The sequence below is a fragment of the Pantoea sp. GABEPS69 genome (assembly GCF_045780835.1).
GTDB lineage: Bacteria > Pseudomonadota > Gammaproteobacteria > Enterobacterales > Enterobacteriaceae > Pantoea > Pantoea septica.
The window spans coordinates 2,698,182-2,724,404 of the sequence record NZ_CP118618.1; the positions used below are offsets into that span (position 1 = coordinate 2,698,182).

Sequence of the window (26,223 nt, forward strand, 5' to 3'; positions counted from 1 at the left end):
GTGGAGCCCGCCAGCTTTTTTGCTGACGGGTTTTTTTATGCCTGCGGTTTACCCGGCCGCGACAGGCAGAGCGCATAAGGGATGCGCGCACTGTCACTGAACTTAAACCGTTCTGAAACCTGCGCGTCATTTAGGAGCCGGCGCTATATATCCCGGCGCGCGGCGTCGCCAGAATAGGCCTGTTCATTGACATTTTGTGCGCAGCGGCGAATGAGCGCAGGTACACGACGAGGATTTATTACCCCTATGGAAGCGTTTAACCACTCTCTGTTTTTATCCATTAACGCGACGCCCGATTCGCCCGGCTGGCTGCTGGCGCTGGCGACCTTTATCGCCAAAGATCTGATCGCCATCGTGCCGCTGCTGATTGTCGCGCTCTGGCTGTGGGGGCCACGCGACCAGGTGAAATCGCAGCGCGTGCTGGTGCTGAAAACCGGCATGGCGCTGATCTATGCGCTTGCTATCTCCTGGTGCGTCGGCCAGCTTTTCCCTCATCCGCGCCCATTTGCCATCGGGCTTGGGTATCAGTTTCTGCATCATGCGCCTGACGACTCCTACCCGAGCGATCACGGCACCACGATTTTCACCTTCGCGCTGGCGTTTATCTTCTGGCATCGCCTCTGGTCAGGCGTGATCCTGATGGCGCTTGGCACGGCCATCGCCTGGTCGCGCGTCTACCTCGGCGTGCACTGGCCGATGGATATGCTGGGCGGGTTTCTGGTGGGGCTGCTCGGCTGTCTGGCGTCGCATCTCGCCTGGCAGGGATATGGCGCGCGCATGCTGGCGACCTTTAACGCCGCCTACCGCGCGCTGTTCGCCCTGCCGATACGCAAGGGCTGGATCCAGGATTAAGCAAACTGGCAGCGTGTTGGCCCGTTTACGGGCGCACCTCAGGGATGAGGTGCGTAACCACGCGGGCCGAGCGCGCAGGGAGGCCTTGAGCGACTTTGCGATCGGCCCATGCCATCCGCGTCTGCTCAACGCTACCAGAGTGTGCTTTAACTAAACCACTTGCCGAACAGGGAGTGGAACTGCATCAGCACGAAATCGACGATGCGGCTGAAGAAATTGCCCTCCGGCACCTCCTCCATCACCACCAGCGGCCGCTGCTCAATGGTTTTGCCGTCAAGCTGGAAGTCGATAGTGCCCACCACCTGATTTTTCTTTAACGGCGCCTCAAGCTGCGGCGTAGTGAGGGTATAGCTCGCCTTCAGGTTCTTCATCTGTCCTTTCGGCAGCGTCAGCGCGGCATCCTTCTCGACGCCGAGGTTGACCTCTTTGCGATCGCCGAACCAGACGCGCTGCTGGGCGAAGGGCTTATCCGCCTTAATGGGCGTCACGGTCTCAAAAAAGCGGAAACCCCAGGTCAGCAGCTTCTCGCTCTCGCGGAAGCGCGCGGCGTCGGTGGCGGTGCCGAGCACCACGGAGATCAGCCGCATATCGTTCTCGGTGGCGGAGGCCACCAGGTTGTTACCGGCGCCCGAGGTATGGCCAGTCTTGATGCCGTCGACCTGCAGGTTGGTGCTCCAGAGCAGCCGGTTGCGGTTCATCTGGCGAATATGGTTGAAGGTAAACTCTTTCTCTTTATTCAGCGCATACTCTTCCGGCACGTCGCGGATCAGCGCCTGACCAATCAGCGCCATATCGCGCGCCGTACTGTACTGCCCTTCTGCATCCAGCCCGTGCACCGTCATAAAGTGGGTGTTCTTCAGCCCGAACGCCTTAACGTAGTTGTTCATCAGGCCGATAAAGGCGTCCTGGCTGCCGGCGACATAGTCCGCCAGCGCGATGCAGGCGTCGTTGCCTGACTGAATAACGATGCCTTTATTCAGCTCCGACACCGGAATGCGGTCGCCGGGCTTGAGGAACATCAGCGAAGAGCCTTTCAGTTTGGGATTGCCGGTTGCCCAGGCGTCCTGGCCGATGGTCACCATGTCGTCGCGCTTGATTTTGCCCGACTTCAGCGCCTGGCCGACCACATAGCTGGTCATCATCTTGGTCAGGCTGGCGGGGTCGAGCCGATCGTCCGCATTGCCTTCCGCCAGCACCTTGCCGCTGGCGTAATCCATTAATATCCAGGCTTTGGCCTCGACCTGAGGGGGCGCAGGCGCATCCACGGCAAAAGCAACGGGGGCGATAAACAGCAGTAACGAGGCGGCGGCGACGTGCCGCAGGCGGCGTGGAGAGCGAATAGTTGTCATGTGCGAGGAAATTCCATGTTAAATCGCGGTTTTAAGGCAAAAACCTACAGAGTGAAACGCTACCCTCTGCAGAGCATGAAAAAAACCGCCCAACCGTAAAGTTTTATAGAGTTTAGTAGAGTAACCCTGGCATTTGCCGGGCGCGCTTACCAGTGTCACGCCAGGCAAGCGCCCGGAAAAGCCGGTGAAATTCCGATTTTTCGTAGAAAGGTTAAGAGCGTCACAAAATTCTGCCAGGCTGTTGTGAGTCTACAGAGGAGACCCACCATGGACTTAGCCGTATTTGATCTCGACGAAACCGTTATCTGCGCAGACAGCACCGGCCTCTGGCTGCGCTGGCTGGTATCGCAGGGCTTTGCCCGTGAAGAACTGCTGGCGCAAGAGCAGGCGCTAATGGCGCAGTACTACGCCGGCACGCTGGCGATGGAGGATTATATGGCGCTGACGCTCTCGCCGCTGGCCGGTCTGGCGGCACCGACCGTCGCAGGCTGGGTGCGCCGCTGGATCCAGCGCGACATTCTGCCGCGCGTCTATCCTGAAGCGCGCGACCGCATCAGCTGGCACCAGCAGCGCGGCGACAAAGTGGTAATCTGCTCCGCCAGCGGCGAACATCTGGTGACGCCGATAGCCGAACGGCTGGGCGCGCACGGCGCGCTGGCGATTGGCGTCGAGGTGGTGGATGACCGCTACAGCGGACAAACCTACGGCACCATGACCTATAAAGAGGGCAAGGTGACGCGATTGACCGACTGGCGCGCCCTGCAGCAGGAGCAGGATTTCGCCCGCACCTGGGCCTACAGCGACTCGATGAACGACCTGCCGCTGCTGGCGCAGGCCGATCACGCGCTCGTCATTAACCCGGATGCGCTGCTGCATCAGGAGGCGCTGAACCGCGGCTGGCAGGTCTGCCGCTGGGCGCGCTGATTAGCCGCGGGACGCGCTGGCGTCCTGCGCGAGGCCCACTTTAAGCAGCTTACCGTTGTCGTCGTCGGTCAGCACGTAGAGATAGCCGTCCGGCCCCTGGCGCACGTCGCGGATGCGCTCGTCGCGATCCGTCAGCAGGCGCTGCGCCTCCACCACCTTATCGCCATTGACGCTGAGGCGGATCAGGTTCTTTTCTTTAAGCGCGCCGATAAACAGCGAATTTTTCCACTGCGGGAAGCGGGCGCTGTTGTAAAACGCCATGCCGCTCACCGCAGGCGATTTTTTCCAGTAGAAGACCGGCTGTTCCGTTCCCTCTGCGTGGCTGCCCTTTGATTCCGGCACCTTGCTGCCGTTGTAGTCGATGCCCCAGGTCGCCAGCGGCCAGCCATAGTTTTTGCCTTTCTGCGGGATATTCACCTCGTCGCCGCCGCGCGGGCCGTGCTCGCTCTCCCATATCTGCTGCGTCCAGGGGTTCAGCGCCAGACCCTGCGGATTGCGCAGGCCGTAGGCCCAGATCTCCGGACGCGCGCCGCTGCGGCCGACGAAAGGATTATCTTTCGGCACGCTGCCGTCCTGATTCAGCCGCAGGATTTTGCCGGTCAGCTTGTCGAGATCCTGCGCGCTGCTGCTGTGAAAGTTATCGCCGAAAACGATATAGAGATAGCCGTCGCGATCGAAGGCCATGCGCGTGCCGAGATTATTGCCCGCCGAAAGCGCCGGCGTCTGACGGATGACGGGTTTAAAGCCGGTCAGACGCCGGTTATCCGCGCTGAGCTGGCCATAGCCGACCACCGCGCCCAGTTCGCCGCTGCTGGCTTCGGTGGTATAGCTGAGCCATACGCGACGGCTCTGCGCGAAGTCCGGCGCCAGCACCACGTCGAGCAGTCCCGCCTGGCGGCGCACTGTCGCTTTCGGCACCCCTTCGATCGGCTGCGACAGGCCGCTGTCGGGCCGCCAGCTGCGCAGCTCTCCGCTCCGTTCAGTTATCAGCAGCGTTTGATTGTCGGGCAGAAACGCTACTGACCAGGGATGATTAAGCTTGTCCTGCAAAACCTGAACCTGCAGCTCCTCCGCCAGCGCGGGGAGAGTAAACAGCGCGCCGCCAAGTAGCAGCGTAGCAGTCAGTCGGGCCATAGTGTGCTCCAGTCATCAGGGGATGAGCTTAAGCGTAGCCAGCGCGACCCGATAATGTTCAGGCTTTACAAAAGATTAAACAAGGCGTCCCTGCCCTCGGCGCGCGACTCAGGGCGCGCTGAAGTGCACGGCGTCGCTGACCGTATCGTCAATGGCGCTTTTCACGTCAGCGTAAGTGATGGGCGCGCTGCTGTTGTTCAGCGGCTTGCCGAACGCCTTGCGCACTACCTTGATCAGCGGCTTGCCGGTCTGCGCGTCGCGCGCCTCGATCTCCAGAAACAGCGCGCTATTCTGGGTGCGGTGGCCGGTGGCCGCCATGGTGCTGGCAATCACCGCCGCCACCGGCACCACCTCATAGAACTGGACGCCCTCGTTTTCCGCCGTCACGCCGGTAATGGCGCTGCGCACGATCAGCGTATGCGGACCAGGCTGGGTCACCAGCTTTTTACGTTCGCCAATCGCCGCCTTAAGTCGCGTATCGGTGTAGCTGCGGATCTGATCCAGCGTCTGCTGGCTGACGCGCGCCGTCGGCTTCGCCGCCGGATAGTAAACCACCGGCGTATAAACGACCGAGGTATAGTCGCTGTCGCGATAGTCGGGCGAGATCCAGCGCAGCGTAGGGCGATCGCTGGCGGAGGTGGCGGGTTTAAGCTGGCTGTAATCAGTGATAAAACCGGAATATTGCTGTTTATCGGCAACGTGCGAGGTGCATCCCGCCAGCAGCATGGCGCTCGCCATCAGGGTCAACAAGGAAATTTTGCGCATAGTCAGTTCTCAAGTGGAAACAGGACGTTAATAGCTTAGATAATCCGTTGAGAACGTGCCGGGAGAAACAGAAAGAAAACGCCCGCTGCGGGTGCAGCGGGCGAAAGGCTTACTCGAAGCAGGTTTCCGGGTTATCGGAGAGAGAGATAAAGCTCTTGCCGCCTTCGGTCAGGGCGATGATTTTGCCTGACTCGATATCGTAGACCCAGCCGTGCAGGCGCACTTTGCCTTTACGCAGCGCCAGCGCCACGGATGGATGTGTCTTGATGTTGTTCAGCTGGGCGATGACGTTCTCTTTGACCATCTCGTTCAGCTTCGCTTCCGGCGTCTCGTATTCGCGCTCTTCCACCACGGTTTTCGCCGCATCGGCGTAGTGCAGCCAGTGATCGACCGCCGGCATATTGTCCATGCACTGACAGGAGGCGATAGCGTTCATCGCGCCGCAGTTGGAGTGACCGCAGATGATAATTTCGCTTACGCCCAGCACCATGACCGCATATTCGATGGTGGCCGATACCCCGCCTGGCTCCGGCCCGAACGGCGGCACGATGTTCCCCGCGTTGCGGATCACGAAGAGCTGGCCCGGCTCCTGCTGGGTCACCAGCTCCGGTACTAAACGGCTGTCGGAACAGGAGATAAACAGCGCTTTCGGATTTTGGTTCGACGCCAGGCTTTTGAAAAGATCCTTCCTTTCAGGAAACACATTCTGTTGAAAACTCAGAAATCCGTTAACGATCTCTTTCATCATTGCGCTCTCACATTATCCACTTAGTCGACTGCGGCGACAGGTGTCCGCAGCTGCCTTGTTATCTGCTTATTATTGAATTCACAGTAAATTTGAATTCAGGATTTAAGCACCAGGCCGCGTTAAACTCAACCCTGTTCTGATTATTGACAAATGATGCGCCTGTAGCGGATAAGAATTTTCGTTGAAATTCCCGCAGGTTAGCCTCACACCATCCGGCCGCGACGTTTGCACTTATTTACGTAACATGCGGGCAGATCGCCGCCTTTTTATCAGGTAAAAGCGCCGCTTATCTCACTGAAAAGACGTCATAATTCCCCCACAAAAAGCACGGCAATTTCAGGCGAAACGCGACGAAAACGCGCACGCGCAATCGCCGACGTGCCGAATGAGGCCAGCGTCAGGTAGGATGGATGGCGAAATTCAGCCGATCGCTGGCATGATGGATTTAACCGTACAGCTTCTGATGCGCCTGCTTGCGCGTCAGGTAGTCTTCATCTTCGCGCAGGCGATCCCAGTAGGCTTTGAAAACGGCCGCCGCAGCGGCCTTTTCTTCGTCGACGCCGCGCGGCAGCTCGTTGCCGTCGGCGTCGTACTTGCGCCCGCCCTTGTGATTGCTGTAGCGGCGCGCGCGGGTATAGCCCATCTGGATGAACTTGCGCGCCATATCCATACCGACAAAATCATCCTGCGCGCGGTAGGCTTCAAACAGCTCCATGATCTTCGCCGCCGATGCTTCGGCGATCGGCACGGTGCGGAAGCGCCAGTGCGGCAAGATTTCGCTTTTATAGGGCTCCACCATCAGCACGCCCTGCTCGCCGCGCCCGACCTGATAGCGCTCCGGCTGTTTGCGGAAGTCGATGGTTTTAAAGTCCTGCTCGTAATCGAATTTTTTCATGTCTTGAGTTTAGGATCGAGTGCGTCGCGTAGCCCGTCGCCAAGCAAATTAAATGCTAAAACCGTGAGAAAAATCGCGAGACTGGGAAAAATCGCCACGTGCGGCGCCAGTACCATATCGGCGCGCGCCTCGTTGAGCATCGCGCCCCACTCCGGCGTCGGCGGCTGCGCGCCCAGGCCGAGAAACGACAGGCTGGCGGCGGTAATAATCGAGGTGCCGATGCGCATGGTGAAGTAGACCACGATAGAGGACACCGTGCCGGGCAGAATATGCCTGAGTAGAATGGTGGCGTCGGACGCGCCGATGCTGCGCGCCGACTCGATATAGGTCTGATGCTTCAGCACCAGCGTATTGCCGCGCACCAGGCGGGCGAACGCCGGAATGCTGAAAATAGCCACCGCGATAATCACGTTGCTCATGCCGCTGCCCATAATCGCCACCACGGCAATCGCCAGCAGAATGCCGGGAAAGGCGAACAGCACGTCGCAGATGCGCATGGTGACGCGATCCCAGGCGCCCTCGTAGTAGCCCGCCAGCAGGCCGAAGAAGGTGCCGATGGCCGCGCCGATCGCCACCGAAAAGAAGCCGGCGATCAGCGAGATGCGGGTGCCGACCAGCACGCGGCTGAAGATATCGCGGCCCAGCGCATCGACGCCGAACCAGTGCATCAGCGAAGGCCCCTGATTGAGCCGGTCGTAGTCGAAATAGTTCTCAGCGTCGAACGGCGCAATCAGCGGCGCGATAAACGCCAGCACGATCAGCAGCAGCACAAACAGCCCGGCGGTCATCGCCACCGGCTGGCGGCGAAAGCGTCGCCAGAACTCGCTCCAGGGCGTTCGAACCCGATTTTCCGTCGTCAGCGGCAGGCTTTTCAGCACCGCTTCGCGTCGCCAGTTTTTCATTGCGACTCCTTACCTGTAGCGAATAGCGGGATTGATTGCCGCATAGAGCAGATCGACAATCAGGTTAATCAGGATGAACTCCAGCGAGAAGAGCAGCACTTCGGCCTGGATCACCGGGTAGTCGCGCATCTCCACCGAATCCACCAGCAGGCGGCCGAGGCCAGGCCAGTTGAAGACCACCTCTACCACGATCGAGCCGCCGAGCAGAAAGCCGAACTGCAGGCCCATCATGGTGACCACCGGGATCATGGCGTTGCGCAGGCCGTGTTTGACCACCACCAGCGATTCGCGCACCCCTTTGGCGCGCGCGGTGCGCATATAGTCTTCCTGCATCACCTCGACGAACGAGGCGCGGGTAAAGCGCGCCATCACCGCCGCCACGGCGGCGCCCAGCGTAATCGACGGCAGAATATAGTGCCGCCAGCTGTCGGCGCCGACGGTCGGCAGCCAGCCCAGCTCCACCGAAAAAACCTGCATCAGCAGCATGCCGAGCGCAAAGGCGGGAAAGGAGATGCCCGAAACCGCCAGCGTCATGCCGAGGCGATCGGGCCAGCGGTTGCGCCACACGGCGGAGACGATGCCGATCGTCATGCCGAAAATCACCGCCCAGATCATGCTGGCCAGCGTCAGCCACAGCGTCGGCATAAAGCGGGTGGCGATTTCCTCGGCGACCGGCCGCTTCGACACCAGCGAATGGCCGAAGTCGCCCTGCAGCGCATTCAGAATAAAGTGCCAGAACTGCTGCGGCAGCGGCTGATCCAGACCCAGCTCCTGGCGCACCAGCGCCACCACCGTGGCGTCGGCGTCCTGACCGGCGATCAGGCGCGCCGGATCGCCCGGCAGCAGGTGCACAAACAGGAACACCAGCACCGCGACAATCAGCAGCGTCGGGATCAGCCCGAGCAGACGTTTGATAAAATAGTTAAGCATGCGAAATCCTGCGCAGCGGCGGCCAGCCCGCGCGGGCTGGCCGATCGGGTTACTTCAGGTCGGCCTCGTCAAAGCTGAATGAGGTATCGGGCATCACGTAGAACCCGGTCAGCGACGCGGTGTTGGCGGAGACCAGCTGCTCCACCACCAGCGGGATCCACGGATGGTCGTTCCAGATTTTATCCTGCGCATCTTTATACAGGCTGGCTTTACGCTCGCGATCGGTGGTCTTCAGCGCATCGGCCAGATCTTTATCCACCTGCGGATTGCTGTAGAAGGCGGTATTGAAGATCGCCGGCGGCCAGGAGGTGGTGGCGAATAGCGGCGTCAGCGCCCAGTCGGCTTCGCCGGTAGAGGCGGACCAGCCGGTGTAGAACATGCGGACGCCGCTCTCTTTCTGTCCTTTACTCTCCACCTCGGCGGCGCGCTGGCCAGCGTCCATCGCCGTCACTTTGACCTTTACGCCCACCTGCGCCAGCTGCTGCTGGGTAAACTGCAGCACTTTTTGCGCGGTGCTGTGGTTATGCGATGACCAGAGCGTAGTCTCAAAGCCGTTGGGATAGCCCGCTTCCTTCAGCAGCTCGCGCGCTTTGGCCGGGTTATACTGAATCGCCGGGTAGCGCTGCGCAAAGTCGATCGACGGCGGCACAATGCCGGTCGCCGGCGTCGCGTAGCCGGCAAAGGCGACTTTAGTCAGCGCCTCGCGGTTGATGGCGTACTCTAGCGCCTCACGCACTTTCGGGTTATCGAACGGCTTCTGGGTGACGTTCAGGCTGATATAGCGCTGCATGATCGACGGCGAGGTCACTACCTTCAGCTTCGCGTTCTTCTCCAGCAGTTTGGCCTGCTCGAAGGGGATCGGGAACGCGAAGTTCGCTTCGCCGGTCTGCAGCATCGCCGCGCGCGTGTTGTTGTCCACTACCGGACGCCAGGTAATGCTGTCGAGCTTCGGATAGCCCTTCTTCCAGTAGCCGTCCCACTTTTTCACCTTCACGTAGTCGGTCTGGTTCCAGGTTACCAGCTCATACGGGCCGGTGCCAACCGGGTGAAAGCCGATCTCTTTGCCATATTTCTTCAGCGCGGTGGGCGAAATCATCGCGGCGGCCGGGTGCGCCAGATTGTTGATAAAGGCTGAAAAAGGCTGCTTCAGGGTGATCTTCACCGTAGTGGGATCGACGGCCTCGGTGGTGGCGATATATTTAAACAGGTTATAGCGCTTAAGGTGGTTATCCGGATTGCTGGCGCGCTCCAGGTTGACCTTGACCGCTTCGGCGTTGAAGTCAGTGCCGTCCTGGAATTTAATCCCTGGGCGCAGCTTAATGGTGTAGGTCAGGCCGTCCGGGCTTGCCTGATAGCTTTCCGCCAGCACGTTGGTCAGCTTCATCTCTTTATCGAAGCCGAACAGCCCCTGATAGAACGATTTCGCCACCGCCTGCGACAGCGTGTCGTTGGCATCGTAAGGATCGAGCGTGGTGAAGTTGGACCCGACGGCGATAACCGCGTCTTTTGCCGCCCAGGCGGGTAGCGCCGCCATGGCGCTCATCACGCCCGCAGCCAGTAACCCTTTACGCATTGCGTTGTGCATCGTGTTCTCCTGTATCCCTGCTTAGTGTGATTGTGATGTCAGGTGCTGCTGATAGCGTGGCGCGCGACGAAATGGCCTGGCGCCACCTCCATCAGCGGCGCGACTTCAGGCTCGTCGCCCAGCGCGCGCACGGCGCTGGGTATTTCATCCACCATCAGCGCGCGTTCGCGCCGGCGATGCGCCGGATCCGCCACCGGTACGGCGGCCATCAGCTTGCGGGTATAGGGGTGGCGCGGCTGCTCGAACACCGCCTGGCGCGGCCCCATTTCAACGATTTGTCCCAGATACATAACCGCCACGCGATGGCTGATGCGTTCGACAACGGCCATATCGTGCGAAATAAACAGGAAGGCGATGCCGAATTCGCGCTGCAGATCGAGCATCAGATTGACGATCTGCGCCTGAATCGACACGTCAAGCGCCGACACCGACTCATCGGCGATAACCACTTTGGGATTGAGCGCCAGCGCGCGCGCGATGCAGATGCGCTGGCGCTGGCCGCCGGAGAATTCGTGGGGATAGCGCTGCGCGTGCTCCGGCAGCAGCCCCACCTTTTCCAGCAGCCAGGCGACGCGCTGTTCCGCCTCGCGGCGCGGCATCACCTTATGCACCAGCAGCGGCTCCATAATAGAGAAGCCCACCGTCAGACGCGGATCGAGCGAGGCGTAGGGATCCTGAAAGATAAACTGGATATCGCGCCGCAGATGCACCAGCGCCGAGCCGGCGAGCCTGTCGATGCGCTGGCCGTTGAAGGTAATGGTGCCGCCCTGGCTCGCCACCAGCCGCAGCAGCGAACGCCCGGTGGTGGATTTGCCGCAGCCCGATTCGCCTACCAGCGCCAGCGTCTCGCCGGCGTAGAGATCGAAGCTCACCTTCTCTACCGCGTGTACGCGACGCTTCACGCGGTTAAGCAGGCCGCCGCGAATATCGAAGCGCGTCACCAGTTCGCGCACCTGCAAAATCGGCTCGAGATCGCGACGCACAGTATCCTGCGGCGTCTCCGGCTCCGCCTGACCGCCGGCGCGCAGCAGCGGAAAACGCGCGGGCAGCGGCTGGCCGCTCATCGCGCCGAGCTTCGGCACCGCCGCCAGCAGCGCCTGGGTATAGGGCTGCTGCGGCGCGTCGAACAGCTGCTGCACCGGCGCGCTCTCCACCACGTCGCCGCGGTACATCACCTGGACGCGGTCCGCCATTTCAGCCACCACGCCCATATCGTGGGTGATAAAAATCACCCCCATCTGCATCTCTTTTTGCAGCACGCGGATCAGCTGCAGGATTTGCGCCTGAATGGTGACGTCGAGCGCCGTGGTCGGCTCATCGGCGATCAGTAGCGCGGGACGGCACGACAGCGCCATGGCGATCACCACACGCTGGCGCATGCCGCCGGAGAGCTGATGCGGATAGCGCGACAGCACGCCCTGCGCTTCGGGAATGCGCACCAGATCGAGCATACGGCGCGCTTCCGCCAGCGCCTGCTGATGGCCTTTGCCCTGATGCAGGCGGATCGATTCGGCGATCTGCTCGCCAACGGTGAAAACCGGGTTGAGCGAGGTCATCGGCTCCTGAAAAATCATCGCCATGTCGGCGCCGCGCACGCGACGCATCACGCCCGGCGCTGCGCGCGTCACGTCCAGCAGCTCGCCGCTGCGGCGGCGCAGCACTATATCGCCGCTGACCTCGCCGCCCGCCTGTTCGATCAGCCGCATCAGCGCCAGCGAGGTGACCGATTTGCCGGAGCCGGACTCGCCGACGATCGCCAGGGTTTCGCCGCGCTGCACCTCGAGCGACAGGTCGCGCACCGCGTGCGTCACGCGCCCTTCATGGCTGAAGCGCACGTTGAGATTGCGTACCGCCAGAACCTGATCCGGCGCCATTTGCTGCGTCATGCCTGCTCCTTAGCCTTCGCGGTAGATGCCGACCTCAATCTCTTCGCCCACGCGCGCGACGCCGCGGTACATGCCCTCGCTATTGAACGGCAGCGCTACGTTGCCGAAGCGGTCGATAGCGATCAGGCCGCCGCTGCCGCCCAGCTCAGGAATGGCGTCGTGGATGACGTTAACGCACGCCTGCTGCAGCGAATGGCCGCCGTAGCGCATCTGCGCGGCGATATCGTAGGCCGCCAGGGTGCGAATAAAGACTTCACCCGTACCGGTGCAGGAGACCGCCACCGTATCGTTGCTGGCGTAGCAGCCTGCACCCGGCAGCGGCGAGTCGCCGACGCGGCCCGCCTGTTTGTTGGTCATGCCGCCGGTCGAGGTGGCGGCGGCAAGGTTGCCCTCCGCATCGATCGCCACCGCGCCGACGGTGCCGAATTTACGGTCGGGATCGAGCGGGTCGTCCGATTTCGCCGCGCCGTCGTGATCCAGCACCATCTCGTCGCTGGCCAGCGCGCGCTGAAGCTGCTCCCAGCGTTCCGGCGTCGAAAAGAAAGCGGGATCGACCTCTTCCAGCCCGTTATCCCGCGCGAACTGCTCCGCGCCCGCGCCGATAAAGAGCACGTGCGGACTCGATTCCAGCACCTTGCGCGCCGCCAGCACCGGATTGCGCAGGCGCGACACGCCTGCCACCGCACCTACCGCCAGCGTGCGGCCGTCCATTACGCAGGCGTCCAGCTCGTGCGTGCCCTGATGGGTGAAGACCGCGCCCTTGCCGGCGTTGAACAACGGGCACTCTTCCAGCTGCCGCACCGCTTCGGTCACGGCGTCCAGCGCGCTGGCGCCCCGTGCCAGCATCTGCTGTCCCGCGCTAAGGATATCGCTCAGCGCCTGACGATACGCCTGCTCTTTTTCTGCGCTCATTGCCGAGCGCGTAATGGCGCCTGCCCCACCGTGAATGGCGATGACTGCTTTAACCATAACGCTTGCCCTATCCTTTTACCGGAGTGAAAACACTGATTTAAAATGGTTTTCAGCCAATTTAAATGATTTTTGACTATAGAAAGCCTGTCAAAGCTTGTAAAGGGGAAACTGGCGCGTCAGCCATAACCTTTTATTGTGGCTTATGCCGCGGCGGAAATGTGACTCCGCTGGCAATTAGCACCATAATAGTCAGCAACTGTCTTTACTCAGGTTGCTAATACGATGGAAAGCTTTACCGCAGGATTAATTTCTCTGGAAGAGGCGCAGGCGAAAATGCTGGCGCAGCTTCAGCCTCTGCGCGATCGCGTCAGCGTGCCGCTGGCGGACGCGGCCGGCCGCATTACCGCCTTGCCGGTCACCTCGCCGATCGACGTGCCCCCGTTTGATAACTCGGCGATGGACGGCTACGCCGTGCGGCTGGCCGATATTCAATCCGATCGACCGCTGAAGATCGCCGGCAAAGCCTTTGCCGGCGCCCCTTTTGACGGCGACTGGCCGGCGGGCAGCGCGGTGCGCATTATGACCGGCGCGCCGGTGCCGCCAGGCTGCGAAGCGGTGGTGATGCAGGAAGAGACGCGCGAGGTCGAGGATGGCATTGTGATTAACGCGCCGGTGCGGGCGGGACAAAATATCCGCCTGATCGGCGAAGATATCCGTCGCGACCAGCCGGTGCTGGCGGCAGGCGTGCGCCTCGGCGCGGCAGAGCTGCCGCTCCTCGCCTCGCTCGGCCTGGCCGAGGTCAGCGTGCTGCGCAAGCTGCGCGTCGCGGTTTTCTCCACCGGCGACGAGCTGCAGCCGGTCGGCCAGCCGCTGGCGCCGGGTCAGATCTACGACACTAACCGTTTTGCCGTCTCGCTGATGCTGCGCAAGCTCGGCTGCGAGGTGATCGACCTGGGCATCATCAAAGATGATCCGCAGGCGCTGCGTCACGCTTTCGCAGAGGCGGATCGGCAGGCCGACGTGGTGATCAGCACCGGCGGCGTGTCGGTGGGCGAAGCGGATTTCACTAAAGCTATGCTGGACGAGCTGGGCGTCATTACCTTCTGGAAGCTGGCCATCAAGCCGGGCAAGCCTTTCGCCTTCGGCCGTCTCGCCAGCAGCTGGTTCTGCGGGCTGCCGGGCAATCCGGTGTCGGCCGCCGTCACCTTCTATCAGCTGGTGCAGCCGCTGCTCGCCGCCCTGACCGGCCAGCGCGAATCGTCGCTGCCGCCGCGTCTGCGCGCGCGCGCCGCCTCACGCCTGAAAAAATCACCCGGCCGCCTCGATTTCCAGCGCGGCATCATGCGCCGCGGCGCGGACGGCGAGCTGGAGGTGCACAGTACCGGCCATCAGGGCTCGCACGTCTTTAGCTCGTTCGCCGCCGCCAACTGCTTTATCGTGCTGGAGCGCGATCGCGGCGCGGTCGAGCCGGGCGAATGGGTCGAGGTTGAGCCCTTCAACGCGCTGCTGGAGGGATAATGCTGCCTGAACTCAGCGATAAAGAGATGCTGCGCTATAACCGCCAGATTGTGCTGCGCGGCTTCGACTTCGACGGTCAGGAGAAGCTCAAAGCGAGCCGCGCGCTGATTGTCGGTCTCGGCGGGCTGGGCTGCGCGGCGGCGCCATATCTGGCCGCCGCGGGCGTCGGCGCGCTGACCCTGCTCGATTTCGATACCGTCGCGCTGTCGAATCTGCAGCGTCAGATCCTGCATCACGACGCGGATATCGGCCGCGCCAAGGTCGACTCGGCGGCGGAGAGTCTGTCCGCCATCAACCCGCATGTGCATATCGATACCGTTAACGGCATGCTGGAAGATGAGGCGCTTGAGGCGCTGATCGCCAGGCATCAGGTGGTGCTCGACTGTACCGACAACGTGCAGATCCGCGAACAGCTGAACCGCCTGTGTCGTTCGCGTGGCGTGCCGCTGGTTTCCGGCTCGGCGATCCGTATGGAAGGCCAGATTAGCGTCTTTACCTGGCAGCCGGGCACGCCCTGCTATCGCTGTATTAGCCGCCTGTTCGGCGAGCAAACGCTCAGCTGCGTCGAAGCGGGCGTGATGGCGCCGCTGGTCGGGGTGATTGGTGCCATGCAGGCGATGGAGGCGATTAAAGTGTTGACGGCCTTCGGCACGCCCGCCGCCTCGCGGCTGCTGATGTATGATGCGATGAGCGCGGAGTTCCGCAGCGTGAAGGTGGCGCAGGATGCGCACTGCGAAGTCTGTGGTAAATAATAAAGGGGATAGCTTACGCTATCCCCTTTATGCCCTCAATTAAGCTGTCTGCCTGTTTTGCGCTAACGCAAGTGGCGTGGACCGATCGCAAAGTCGCTTTACGCATCCCTGCTCGCTCGGCCCGCGCCCTCCATGGCGCGGGACGCTTTGCTCTTCGGTCCACGCCACCCGCTTATTAGCGTTCTTCGTCGTCTGTCAGAAGGATCCGGCGGCCTTAGTAAATACCCTGACTGCGCAGATAATCTTCGTAGGTGCCGGTAAAGTCCACCACGCGGTCCTCTTTGATCTCCAGCACGCGCGTCGCCAGCGAGCTGACGAATTCACGGTCGTGCGAAACGAAAATCAGCGTGCCTTCATACATCTCCAGCGCCATATTCAGCGACTCGATCGACTCCATATCCAGGTGGTTGGTCGGTTCGTCCATAATCAGGATATTGGGTTTCTGCATCATCAGCTTGCCGAACAGCATGCGCCCCTTTTCCCCGCCCGACAGCACCTTCGCCGGTTTTTTGATGTCGTCGTGGCTGAACAGCAGACGACCCAGAATGCTGCGCACCGCCTGCTCGTCATCCCCTTCCTGCTTCCACTGGCTCATCCAGTCGAAGACGCTAAGGTCGTCGGCGAAGTCGGCAGCGTGATCCTGCGCGTAATAACCGATGCGCGCATTTTCCGACCATTTAACGCTGCCACTGTCTGGCTCAAGTTCGCCTACCAGCGTTTTCAGCAGCGTGGATTTACCAATACCGTTGGCGCCGATAACCGCCAGCTTTTCGCCCACTTCAAGCAGCAGATTGAGATTTTTAAACAGCGGACCGTTATCAAAACCTTTGGTAAGCGCTTCGACTTCCAGCGCATTACGGAACAGCTTCTTGTCTTGTTCAAAACGAATAAACGGGTTTTGACGGCTGGACGCTTTAACTTCATCCAGTTTGATTTTATCAATTTGTTTCGCGCGCGACGTCGCCTGACGCGATTTAGAGGCGTTGGCGCTAAAGCGGCTGACGAAAGACTGCAGCTCGGCGATCTGCGCTTTTTTCTTGGCGTTGTCTGCTAATAAACGTTCGCGCGACTGGGTAGCCGCCGTCATATACTCGTCATAGTTGCCTGGATATACGCGTAATTCGCCGTAATCGAGATCCGCCATATGCGTACAAACCATATTCAGGAAGTGACGGTCGTGCGAAATGATGATCATGGTGCTTTCACGCTCGTTCAGCACCTGCTCCAGCCAGCGAATAGTATCAATATCCAGGTTGTTGGTTGGTTCGTCCAGTAACAAAATATCAGGATTTGAAAATAACGCCTGCGCCAGCAGCACGCGTAATTTCCAGCCCGGCGCAATTTCGCTCATCGGGCCATAATGCTGTTCAACCGGGATGCCAACGCCGAGTAATAACTCGCCAGCGCGCGATTCGGCGCTGTAGCCATCCATTTCGCCGTAAAGCGCTTCAAGGTCTGCGACTTTATAGCCTTCCTCTTCGCTCATTTCCGGCAAAGCATATATGCGGTCGCGCTCCTGCTTTACTTCCCACAATTCATGGTGACCCATGATGACGGTGTCCAGCACGCTATATTGTTCAAACGCGAACTGGTCCTGTCTTAACTTGCCGATGCGCTCGTTGGGATCGTAAGAGACATTACCGCCGGTGGGCGCCAGATCGCCGCCGAGGATTTTCATAAAGGTGGATTTACCGCTGCCGTTTGCACCGATTAAACCGTAACGATTACCGCCGCCAAATTTTACGGAGATATTTTCGAACAGTGGCTTGCTGCCAAACTGCATGGTGATATTGCTGCTTACTAACACGGCATTGACCTTTATGGCTGAGTGAGGGGAAAAACGGCGGCCATTATGCCAGACATCGCCTTACGCATGCCAGCGCCAGGCGTGCGGCCTGAGGCAAGCCGCTGGCAGTGGGGGAAAAATAAAAAGCCGGTGGCTGTTCAGGCCACCGGCTCCCACTTGCAAGGATTGGGTAAATTTAGCCGATCAGGAAATCGTCAAGGCTTTTGCCGGAATCGAGCGCCTTTTTAATTGCCGCTGGAGTACGGCCCTGGCCGGTCCAGGATTTTACTTCGCCGTTTTCGTCGGTATAAGAATACTTGGCGGGACGCGGCGCGCGCTTGGCGCGTTTTTTACCGGTTTCCAGCGCGCCCAGTAATTCGTTCGGGTCGATACCGTCAGCCAGCAGCATTTCGCGATATTTAGAGAGCTTTTCTTCTTTTTCGCGGTTTTGCGCTTCTTCAGCTTCCACTTCTTCACGACGTTCTGTGACGACGACGGTTAATTTTTCCAGAATTTCTTCCAGGTCGCTCAATGGCAGTTCGCGTGCCTGAGCACGTAATGTGCGAATGTTGTTCAGAACTTTAAATGCGTCACTCATTATACTGTCCTTGACTAAGGGGTTTAATAAAACTGTAGCGACAAGATTACCCAATTCAAATAAAAAAATAAATTAATTTTCTACTCCAGAAAATTCCGAAGCGCGCAGGTAAAATTTCGTAGCAGAAACTTAAGGGAATTCTCACGGTGTTATTAACGGTGAATTAACAGTGCACGTCTGGATAAAAGCGCGCGGCTGAAATCGTTTTCATTGAAGGTTGAAGGGTTTAATAGCTCGCAGCCTGAGGATAAAAGGCGATATAAAGTGCTTTTCAGATGATATTTTACAAATAGTATCTGCTCGGTTCATGTAAGACGCCTGCGGGGAGTTTAAGCGTAAGCGAGCATGAAAAGGTTAATCTTCGGCACGAATGGATAAAAAAAAGCCGGCGCGGGCGCCGGCTCAGACTCAAATTGATAACCTTTTATTATGATGTTTTATTTGCCGGCCGTCTCAGGGGTTCGCGCACAATCTCATCATCGCGCGAGAGGGTTTCATGCAGATAGTGTTCAATCTGCTCCAGACTACGATTACGCGTTTCCGGTACGCACTTAATGACAAATATCGCGCCCGCAATACCCACCAGCGCAAAGATAAAGAAAGCACCTGCCAGACCGACGCTTGCCAGCAGCACCGGAAACATTAGCGAAATAAGGAAATTGGCGATCCACATAGCGAATACCGCGCCGCCCATAAAAATACCGCGCAGACGCGTTGGGAATATTTCCGACAGCAGCAGCCAGGTGACCGGCGATAACGCGCCCTGCTGAAAACTTAAAAACAGCAGCATGCCGAACAGCACCATATAGCTGCGCCACATATCAGGTTGCCCATTAACGGTTTCCGGCATAAACAGCGTCACTGCGCCGATAAAAACCAGGCAGGCGGTGCAGCCGAACTGTCCAGTCATGGTCAACGTGCGCCGCCCCATTTTTCCCAGCAGCCAGATGCCGACAAAGGTCATTAACACTGAGATAGCACCGTTGGCGATCGTGGCGAACAGCGCCGCGCTGTCATCCATGCCGACCGCTTTCAGCATGGTCGGTGCGTAATACATAATGGTATTGACGCCCGTTAGCTGCTGAATGACCGCAATACCCATACCGATCAAAAAGAGCTTGAACAGCCAGGGTTTGCGCAGCTCGCTCAGCCGCGGGCGCTGCTGCTGCTCTTCCGTCAGCGTCTCTTCTATTTCCGTCAGTTCCCATTCAACGTCCTGGCGAGCGCGGGTCCGCTCCAGCACCCGGCGCGCATCGGCCAGGCGCCCTTTCATCGCGTACCAGCGCGGCGTGTCTGGCATAAACATCATGCCGAAGAAAAGCAGTACCGCCGGCAGCGTCGCTACCGCCAGCATCCAGCGCCAGGTCGTTTCACCGCCCCAGGCGGCGTTGAAACCGGCGTTGGAGATATAGGCCAGCATCTGGCCGGAGACGATCATCAGCTCCTGGAGCGTCACCAGCTGGCCGCGTCGGTTCGCCGGCGCGATTTCCGCGATATAGACCGGTACGGTGGCCGCCGCGCCGCCGACGGCGACGCCCAGCACCAGACGGAAGAAAATCATCCAGGCTACATCCGGCGCCATCGAGGTGCCCAGGGCGCCCATGGCGAAGATCACGGCCAAAACCAGAATAATTTTTTTCCGTCCGGCCGCTGCCGCGAAATGGCCGGAGAGCAGCGCGCCAAAGGCCGCGCCAAACAGCAGGCTGCTGGTCACCAGACCGGTGGTAAACGGCGTCAGATGGAGTTCCGGGCCCATAAACAGCAGCGCACCTGAGATCACGCCGGTGTCGTAGCCAAACAGCAGCCCGCCAAGCGTAGCGACCACGGCGATGACTTTAACAAAAGGTTCGGTGCGGGCGTTGCTGTTCGGCCCTGAGGCTTTATTCAGCGTAAGGTAGGATTCTCTGGACATGTTTTCTCCCGATGGTTTGCAGATGTCCAGTGAAAATAGATTATTTTTATCGCAACTATAAAATATGAAATATTAGTTTTGCGTGGTGAATCATAGGCTCCGCTTATTTTTGCTTGATAGATCACATTTATGCGCCATAAGTCTTTACTGGCACCCTTAATTGCACCGTGCGTAAAATGCATCAAGGCGATAAAAAGAAACTTTTATTTCATTAATAGCGGCGTGGCTGCGGAGAGCGGCTGCGACAGATGCCGCAGCCGTAAACAGAGAGAAAGCGTTAGCTGGCGGCCGGGCCGAAAACGTCGAACTGCGGCAGCGTAACATTCTGGTAAGTTTCCCAGCCGCCGCCCAGCGCTTTATAGAGCGCCACTAAATCGAGCGCGCTCTGCATGCGCGCCTGGGTCGCCTGTTCCTGCGCCTGCGCCAGCTGACGCTGCGCGTCCAGCACATCGATAAAGGTCGAGATGCCCTGACGATAGCTGTCGCTGGCCAAATCGAAGGCGCGCTGCAGCGACCCGGTGGTTTCATCCAGCGCCGTGACCCGCGCCTGATCGGCGCGATAGCTCACCAGCGCGTTTTCTACATCCTGCAGCGCGGTGAGCACCGTCTGACGATAGTCGAGCGCCGCACTCGCCTGCTGGGCGCGCGCCAGCTTCACGCTGGAGACCAGACGACCGCCCTGAAAAATGGGAATCGACAGCGAGGGGCCGACGGAATAGAAGTGGCTGCTCCAGTTGTCGAGATAGCTGACGTCGGTATTGCGCACCCCGAGCTGCCCGGTAAGCGACAGGCTGGGAAAGAGCTGCGCCACCGACACGCCGATATTCGCCGTCTGCGCGTGCAGCGTCGCCTCCGCCTGACGAATATCGGGTCGGCGGCGCGCCAGCGTGGCGGGAATGCCGACCGGCACGATCTGCGGCAAGGCGGGCATCGCTTTAGGCGCAAAGAGCTCGTTATCCAGCGCGCCGGGCGTTTTGCCCAGCAGCACCGCCAGCCCGTTCATCGCCTGGCGCGCCTGCGACTGATACTGCGGCAGCTGTGCCTGCAGTGAACTAAGCTGCGCGCGCGCATTCTCTACATCGGTAAGCGGCGCCAGTCCGTTGCGCTGCTGGCTCTGCGTCAGCTCCCAGCTCTGCTGCGCCACCGCAATCTGCTGCTCCAGCGTGGCGACCGTCGCCTGCGCGCCGCGCAGCTGCAGGTAAGCGCGCGCCACCTCGGCCTCCAGCGAGACCAGCGCGTCGTTGCGCTGTTCAATAGCTGCCTGGGTTTGCGCATCGGCCAGTTCGACCTGACGGCGCACTTTACCCCAGAGATCCAGCTCCCAGCTGGCGTCAAAGCTGCCCTGATAGAGCGTTACCGGCTGCTCCAGGCTGCTGAGCTGGCTGGCGGTCTCGCTGTCCAGCTGGTCGGTGGCGCCGTTCGCTTTCAGCAGGCCTTCCAGCCCCAGCTGCTGACGCGTGACTTTCGCGCTGCCGTTCAGGCTGGGAAAGAGACCGCCGCGCGCCTGCGCCAGCTCCTGCCGCGCGCCCGCGATGCGCAGCACCGCCTGCTGCAGCGTCAGGTTGCCCTCGACGGCACGGTCGATAAGGCTATTGAGCTGCGGATCGTTAAAGGTTTGCCACCAGCGCGTATTAACGGCGCCGGGCGCGGTTTTCGACGCCTGCTGCGCGTCCATCAGGTGGTAACCGCCGGGCAGCTGCGGCTTAGGCGCCTCGTAATCGGGGCCGACGGCGCAGCCCGCCAGCCAGAGCGCCAGCGTCAACAGGCTGAGCGGTCTCGCCAGCGAGCGTGTAGAGATAACCTTCATGTCAGTGTGCTCCTGCGCTGCCTTCGCTCTTAATCGGCGACAGCAGCCAACAAAATGGAATCAAGATCAGGGCAACGATACTCAGGCCCGTAAAGACGTCGATGTACGCCAGAATGCGCGACTGCGCCACCATCTCCTGATAGAGCTGACCGGCCGCCAGCGTGGCGGGATCGCCCACCGCTGAGGTAAAGTCGCGGATCGCCTGCGCCCAGTGCTGCACGGTGATGTTGAACTGTTCGTTCAGCGGCGTCATGTTGTGCACCATATGCGCCGAGCGCACCTGCTCGCGCTCGGTGATCGCCGCGGTCGAGAGCGAGATGCCGATGGAGCCCGCCACGTTGCGGAACATGGTAAACAGCGCCGAAGCGTCGGCGTTGAGGCGCTGCGGAATAGTAATGAACGCGATGGTGGTCAGCGGCACAAACAGAAAACCCAGCCCGATAGACTGCGCGCTGCGCATCAGCACCAGCGTTTTAAAATCGACATCCGGCGTCAGGGTCGAGGAGTACATAAACGCCAGCGCCAGGCAGGTAAAGCCGAAGGCGATGATGTAACGCGTCTGCACGCGCGGCATCAGAGCGAGCACCAGCGGGATGGTGAGCACAATTAAGACCGCGCCCGGCGACAGCACTAGTCCCGACCAGGTCGCGGTGTAGCCGAGATCCTGCTGCGCCAGCTGCGGCAGCACTACGGAGCTGCCGTAGAGGATCATTGCCATGCCCGCCATCAGCAGCCCGGAGACCCAGAAATTGCGGTCTTTCATCACCAGAATATCCACCACCGGCTTACGTGCATACATCAGCCAGTAGACTGCGCCGACGATGCCGACCAGCGCCAGAGTGGCGAACAGCACGATAAAGTGCGAGGCAAACCAGTCTTCATCTTCGCCGCGATCGAGAAAGACCTGCAAGCAGCCGAGTCCCAGCGTAATCAGCCCGATGCCGATATAGTCGATCTTCAGCCGCCCTTTCGCCCACTTGCGCTCCCAGGGAGGATCTTCCAGCAGCTGGTAGATCGCCAGCACCGTCAGGATGCCGACCGGGATATTGATAAAGAAGACCCAGCGCCAGCTGTAGTTATCGGTGATCCAGCCGCCCAGCGTCGGTCCGATAACGGGCGCGACAATAATGGCGATAGAAGAGAGGCCGAACGCCTTACCGCGATCTTCCGGCTTAAAGTAGTCGAGCAGCACCGATTGCTGCACCGGCTGCAGGCCGCCGCCAAAAAAGCCCTGCAGCACGCGGAACAGGATGATTTGCCATAGCTCGGTGGCGATACCGCACAGGAACGAGCAGACGGTGAACATCACGATGCAGATCAGGAAGAACTGCTTACGGCCGAAGAGTCGGCTGAAAAAGGCGGAGATCGGCAGCACGATGCCATTCGCCACCAGATAAGAGGTCAGCACCCAGGTAGATTCGTCATAGCTGGAGGAGAGCGAACCGGCAATATGAGGCAGCGCCACGTTAACGATAGTGGTGTCCAGGATCTCCATAAACACCGCCAGCGTGACGGTCACCGCCACCAGCCAGGGGTTGCTGGAAGGTTGCCAGCTCTGCGCCTGACTCATTCCACGGTGACCTTAGGTTCTACCGACAGGCCGAGCGGCAGCGGATGGTTCGGATCCAGCCCTTTGTCGATAACGATTTTCACCGGGACGCGCTGGACGATCTTCACGTAGTTGCCGGTAGCGTTCTCTGCCGGGAAGGTCGAGAAGCGCGAACCCGAGCCCATCTGAATGCTGTCGACGTGCCCTTCCAGCTCCATATCGGGCCAGGCGTCGACGCTAATCGCGACTTTATCGCCTGGATTCATACGCGCCAGCTGCGACTCTTTAAAGTTGGCGGTGATCCAGATATCGGGCGACACCAGCGAAAACAGCGAACTGCCCGCCTGCACCAGGGTGCCGAGCTGCACGTTGCGTTTGGTGACGAAGCCGTCGTACGGCGCGCGCACCTGGGTATAGGAGAGATTCAGCTCAGCGGTATTCAACTGCGCCTGCGCCTGCGCGACCTGCTGTTGTCGCGCTTCTACGTTGGTTTCCTGCTGGCGAATTTGCAGCGCCACCTGCGAGGCGACTTCCACCTGCGCTTTGGCGCTCTGCAGCTGCGCCTGGGCCGAACGCAGCTGCGCGGCGGCGGTATCGATATTGCGCTGGCTGGTGGCGCGCGGATCGACGCCGCGCTGACGACGATAGTCCGCCTCGGCGTTCAGCAGGTTAGCCTGGGCTTTCGCCTGATCGGCCAGCGCCTGGTCGCGCTGCGCCGGATACTGTACCTTCGACAGCGCCAGCTGCGCCTGCGCCTGATGGAGCTGCGCCTGCGCCAGACCCAGCTGCGCTTTGGCCTGGTCACGCTGCGCCAGGGTATCGCGCGGATCGATCTCCACCAGCAGATCGCCTTTCCTTACGCGCTGGTTGTCTTTAACCAGCAGCTTTACCACGTAGCCGGAGGCTTTGGGCGCGATGGTGACCGCGTCGCCTTCGGTAAAGGCATCGTCGGTGGTCTCTTCATTGCGCGTGCTGAACCAGAACCAGAAGCCGACGATCAGCATGATCACCACCACCACGGCGAGAATGATCAGCGGTTTTTTGCCGGGTCTTTTACGTTCAGGCTCATCGTTATTCTGGTCAGACTGCTCACTGGATGGATCCTGCTTTTTCTTCGCATCATCCTGATGAGATTCGCCTTTTTCATTCTCGCTCATAGTCAGTTCCGCATAGCTAACGCCCTAATTCCAGGGCATAAAAGGTCAGATAAACAGTAGATGGTAAACTGACATTTTCCAGCGTTTCTTGACCTTTCCCGACAAAAGAGGCACAACCTGCAACATTTTTTTAAGCGCAGCGGAAGTTAGTGCAGCAGGCGTAGCAGCAGCCAGCCGCTCAGCATCGACCAGGCGAGCATCGGTATAGAGAAGAGATGGAACTGCCACCAGACGGCGCGATCTTTCGCCATGCGTAGCGCGATCAGGTTGGCGAGCGAGCCGGGCAGCAGGCCGAAGCCGCCGATATTCACCGCCCAGGCGAGTACGTCGGAAGGCGGGATCTTCTGCAGCAGCAGAATGGTGGCGGGCACGTTGCTGATAACCTGCGACAGGCCGATAGCCAGCAGGTAAATTGCGCCGTCGCTGAAGTGCGACACGGCGTCGAAGTGACGCTGCACCATCGGCAGATGGGTGAGCAGATAGACGTCGATAAACATGGCGATAAAGACCGCCAGCAGACTCCAGTCGATGGCGAGCAGCACCTTCCGCGCCATGACCAGATAGCAGCCCATAATCAGCAGCAGCGCCCAGCCGGTCATCTGCCACTCCAGCGCGGCGACGAACAGCAGATAGAGCAGCACGCTGGCGGCGAACAGCGGTTTCTGCCAGTCGCGCGTCTCGTCGCTGCCCTGCTTTTGAATATCGCGCGGCTTAAAACTGAACCACGTCAGCGCCAGCAGCGTCACCAGCAGCCAGACCGCCAGCGGCGTCATTTGCCCGATGAACCCGGCCACGCTGAGCTTACCGTGACTCCACAGCAGGATATTTTGCGGATTGCCCACCGGCGTCAGCAGCGATCCGGCATTGACCGCCAGCGCTTCAAAGATGATCAGTCGCGACAGAGGCAGGCGCGAATATTTACGCAGCGTCAGGGTCAGCGGCACCAGAATAAATAGCGCCACGTCGTTGGTCAGAAAGGTAGAGAGCAGCGCGGCGGCCAGCACCATAAACAGCGCCAGCGCGCGTTCATGGCGGAAGCGGCCAATCAGGCGCGCGCCCAGCACGTCGAAGTAGCCGCTGGTCTCCAGCCCTTTGGTTAACAGCAGCAGCCCCGTCAGCGTGACGATAGTGTGCCAGTCGACGGCGCCGGGCAGATCCGCCCAGTGGAAATTCGCCAGCAGCAGCAACACCGCGCCGAGCGCTAACAGCAAATGCAGAATACGATCATGCAAAAAAGGGCGCAGCACGGTGAGCATGGTAGCGAGTCCGGTGATTAGTGGCGGCTTTCGTAAAACTTCTGGAAGACAGCGAGCGTTTCATCGCTGACGTGATGCTCGATGCCTTCGGAATCGCGACGCGCAGTTTCCGGGCTGATGCCCAGCGCAAGCAGAAAGGTTTCGACGATATGATGGCGGGCGCGACTCTCCGCCGCCAGCTTCTCGCCCTCGCCGGTCAGAAAGACGCCGCGATAGGGAACCTGTTCCACCAGCCCGGCGCTGCTGAGGCGTTTCAACATTTTGGCGACGGTAGGCTGCGAAACGCCCAGGCGCGCTGCCATATCGACCTGACGCGCTTCGCCGAATTCACCGATTAAATCTGAGATCAACTCAACGTAGTCATCGATCAGTTCGCGACGATGCGCTTCGCGAACCTGTCGAAATCCTTCGACATGCTCTTCAACATCTTTCAGGGGTCCAGGCGACGCGGACGCCCCACTTTTGGCACGACGACTCATTCAGCTTCCTCTTTATTATTCTCCGCACCCGCGCAGCGAGACGGATTTGCTGCGCTCATTGTAAACCAGGCACAAAGAAGCTCAAATTTTTCGTAAATAGCATTGGCTACAGGGTATAGCCAGTGCTATATTTGTCGATATTGTAGGCAAACGCGCAGACAATCAGGAGACGATCGTGCAGGATCCTTATCTGTTATTACTGCTTTTTCTCCTGTTTATCGCCGGCCTTTGCCTGCTATTACGACGTTACTGATTGGGAGGTCGATATGAGCACCCTGAAATGCTGTCTTGACTGCGGCAAATGCTTCCAGACTGAAAAACCGGCTTCATCCGCAACGCTGAAATCCTGGCTTTGCCTGCTGAGCCGCTCCCCGTTTTCGCTCCGTCTGATGCTGGTTGAAAAACTGCTGGGCGAAAAACGCAGCAGTCGCAACTGCCCAAATCTTATCTGGCGCGGCTGACGCGCAACCTTTCTGATGCAGCCTCTGCTTTTCGCCTGGGCTGCTTTGCTGTTCGCCCTTCTCACT

At 59.8% G+C, this 26,223-nt stretch carries 23 protein-coding genes; 5 read left to right on the forward strand and 18 right to left on the reverse strand.

The annotated features are described in order from the left end of the window. Positions 1-246 precede the first annotated feature (246 nt). Positions 247-852 (forward strand): undecaprenyl-diphosphate phosphatase, encoded by a 606-nt coding sequence (ybjG, locus tag PVE98_RS13230; protein ID WP_048784906.1) that lies wholly within the window; start codon positions 247-249, stop codon positions 850-852. 146 nt (positions 853-998) lie between these two features. Here ybjG and PVE98_RS13235 read toward each other — a convergent pair whose 3' ends face one another. Beyond that, the gene (locus PVE98_RS13235) at positions 999-2,201 is read right to left on the reverse strand and encodes a serine hydrolase (protein ID WP_048784904.1); all 1,203 of its coding nucleotides are present in this window, start codon (positions 2,199-2,201) and stop codon (positions 999-1,001) included. A gap of 267 nt (positions 2,202-2,468) precedes the next feature. Between PVE98_RS13235 and PVE98_RS13240 the strand changes: the two genes are divergently transcribed. Further along, a complete protein-coding gene (locus PVE98_RS13240; protein WP_096072864.1) occupies positions 2,469-3,125 on the forward strand; it encodes an HAD family phosphatase in 657 nt (218 codons plus the stop codon). On the opposite strand, the gene PVE98_RS13245 is transcribed toward PVE98_RS13240, so the two are convergent. From PVE98_RS13245 to PVE98_RS13285, 9 genes are all read right to left on the reverse strand, one after another. Beyond that, positions 3,126-4,259, reverse strand: coding sequence for a PQQ-dependent sugar dehydrogenase (locus PVE98_RS13245; RefSeq protein WP_096072863.1), 1,134 nt, complete (start codon positions 4,257-4,259; stop codon positions 3,126-3,128). A 108-nt stretch (positions 4,260-4,367) separates the two neighbouring features. Then, complete coding sequence (locus tag PVE98_RS13250) at positions 4,368-5,024, reverse strand: DUF3313 domain-containing protein (protein WP_033751399.1); 657 nt, start codon at positions 5,022-5,024, stop codon at positions 4,368-4,370. 109 nt (positions 5,025-5,133) lie between these two features. Beyond that, positions 5,134-5,769 (reverse strand): carbonic anhydrase, encoded by a 636-nt coding sequence (locus PVE98_RS13255; protein ID WP_033751938.1) that lies wholly within the window; start codon positions 5,767-5,769, stop codon positions 5,134-5,136. Between the two features lie 448 nt (positions 5,770-6,217). Beyond that, entirely contained in the window at positions 6,218-6,667 is a 450-nt protein-coding gene (locus tag PVE98_RS13260) for a DUF4385 domain-containing protein (protein WP_033751401.1), read from the reverse strand. Further along, positions 6,664-7,569 carry a glutathione ABC transporter permease GsiD gene (gene gsiD / locus PVE98_RS13265; protein WP_033751404.1) on the reverse strand — a complete coding sequence of 302 codons (906 nt, stop codon included), beginning with the start codon at positions 7,567-7,569 and terminating at the stop codon, positions 6,664-6,666. The genes PVE98_RS13260 and gsiD overlap by 4 nt, the downstream gene beginning before the upstream one ends. A 9-nt stretch (positions 7,570-7,578) precedes the next feature. Continuing rightward, positions 7,579-8,499, reverse strand: a complete 921-nt coding sequence (gene gsiC / locus PVE98_RS13270; RefSeq protein ID WP_033751407.1) for a glutathione ABC transporter permease GsiC — start codon at positions 8,497-8,499, stop codon at positions 7,579-7,581. Positions 8,500-8,548: 49 nt separating this feature from the next. After that, a complete protein-coding gene (gene gsiB / locus PVE98_RS13275; protein ID WP_033751410.1) occupies positions 8,549-10,084 on the reverse strand; it encodes a glutathione ABC transporter substrate-binding protein GsiB in 1,536 nt (511 codons plus the stop codon). 38 nt (positions 10,085-10,122) lie between these two features. Then, the gene (gsiA, locus tag PVE98_RS13280; protein ID WP_096072862.1) at positions 10,123-11,970 is read right to left on the reverse strand and encodes a glutathione ABC transporter ATP-binding protein GsiA; all 1,848 of its coding nucleotides are present in this window, start codon (positions 11,968-11,970) and stop codon (positions 10,123-10,125) included. Between the two features lie 9 nt (positions 11,971-11,979). Then, the gene (locus tag PVE98_RS13285) at positions 11,980-12,939 is read right to left on the reverse strand and encodes an isoaspartyl peptidase/L-asparaginase family protein (protein WP_096072861.1); all 960 of its coding nucleotides are present in this window, start codon (positions 12,937-12,939) and stop codon (positions 11,980-11,982) included. 225 nt (positions 12,940-13,164) lie between these two features. Between PVE98_RS13285 and moeA the strand changes: the two genes are divergently transcribed. Both moeA and moeB read left to right on the forward strand, forming a co-directional pair. Continuing rightward, a complete protein-coding gene (gene moeA, locus PVE98_RS13290) occupies positions 13,165-14,400 on the forward strand; it encodes a molybdopterin molybdotransferase MoeA (RefSeq protein WP_096072860.1) in 1,236 nt (411 codons plus the stop codon). After that, positions 14,400-15,152, forward strand: coding sequence for a molybdopterin-synthase adenylyltransferase MoeB (gene moeB / locus PVE98_RS13295; RefSeq protein WP_333620535.1), 753 nt, complete (start codon positions 14,400-14,402; stop codon positions 15,150-15,152). The genes moeA and moeB overlap by 1 nt, the downstream gene beginning before the upstream one ends. A 214-nt stretch (positions 15,153-15,366) precedes the next feature. On the opposite strand, the gene PVE98_RS13300 is transcribed toward moeB, so the two are convergent. The 8 genes from PVE98_RS13300 to mntR form a co-directional block, all read right to left on the reverse strand. Then, positions 15,367-16,959: an ABC-F family ATPase gene (locus PVE98_RS13300; protein WP_033751423.1), complete on the reverse strand. Its 1,593-nt coding sequence runs from the start codon at positions 16,957-16,959 to the stop codon at positions 15,367-15,369. Between the two features lie 175 nt (positions 16,960-17,134). Further along, positions 17,135-17,536 (reverse strand): H-NS family nucleoid-associated regulatory protein, encoded by a 402-nt coding sequence (locus PVE98_RS13305; protein ID WP_033751426.1) that lies wholly within the window; start codon positions 17,534-17,536, stop codon positions 17,135-17,137. A 427-nt stretch (positions 17,537-17,963) separates the two neighbouring features. Further along, positions 17,964-19,448 carry a sugar porter family MFS transporter gene (locus PVE98_RS13310; protein ID WP_096072858.1) on the reverse strand — a complete coding sequence of 495 codons (1,485 nt, stop codon included), beginning with the start codon at positions 19,446-19,448 and terminating at the stop codon, positions 17,964-17,966. Positions 19,449-19,725: 277 nt separating this feature from the next. After that, a complete protein-coding gene (locus PVE98_RS13315; protein WP_033751432.1) occupies positions 19,726-21,255 on the reverse strand; it encodes an efflux transporter outer membrane subunit in 1,530 nt (509 codons plus the stop codon). A 1-nt stretch (position 21,256) separates the two neighbouring features. Further along, positions 21,257-22,825, reverse strand: a complete 1,569-nt coding sequence (locus PVE98_RS13320; RefSeq protein WP_033751435.1) for a DHA2 family efflux MFS transporter permease subunit — start codon at positions 22,823-22,825, stop codon at positions 21,257-21,259. Further along, positions 22,822-23,961, reverse strand: a complete 1,140-nt coding sequence (locus PVE98_RS13325) for an HlyD family secretion protein (protein WP_033751438.1) — start codon at positions 23,959-23,961, stop codon at positions 22,822-22,824. Before PVE98_RS13325 ends, PVE98_RS13320 begins: the two co-directional genes overlap by 4 nt. Before the next feature lie 146 nt (positions 23,962-24,107). Further along, on the reverse strand, positions 24,108-25,217 hold the full coding sequence (locus tag PVE98_RS13330; protein WP_096072857.1) for an SLC13 family permease: 1,110 nt from the start codon (positions 25,215-25,217) through the stop codon (positions 24,108-24,110). A 17-nt stretch (positions 25,218-25,234) separates the two neighbouring features. Then, entirely contained in the window at positions 25,235-25,696 is a 462-nt protein-coding gene (gene mntR / locus PVE98_RS13335; protein WP_033789194.1) for a manganese-binding transcriptional regulator MntR, read from the reverse strand. A gap of 266 nt (positions 25,697-25,962) precedes the next feature. Here mntR and PVE98_RS13340 point away from each other — a divergent pair, with 266 nt between their 5' ends. After that, a complete protein-coding gene (locus PVE98_RS13340) occupies positions 25,963-26,157 on the forward strand; it encodes a hypothetical protein (RefSeq protein WP_033751444.1) in 195 nt (64 codons plus the stop codon). The last annotated feature ends 66 nt before the right edge of the window (positions 26,158-26,223 follow it).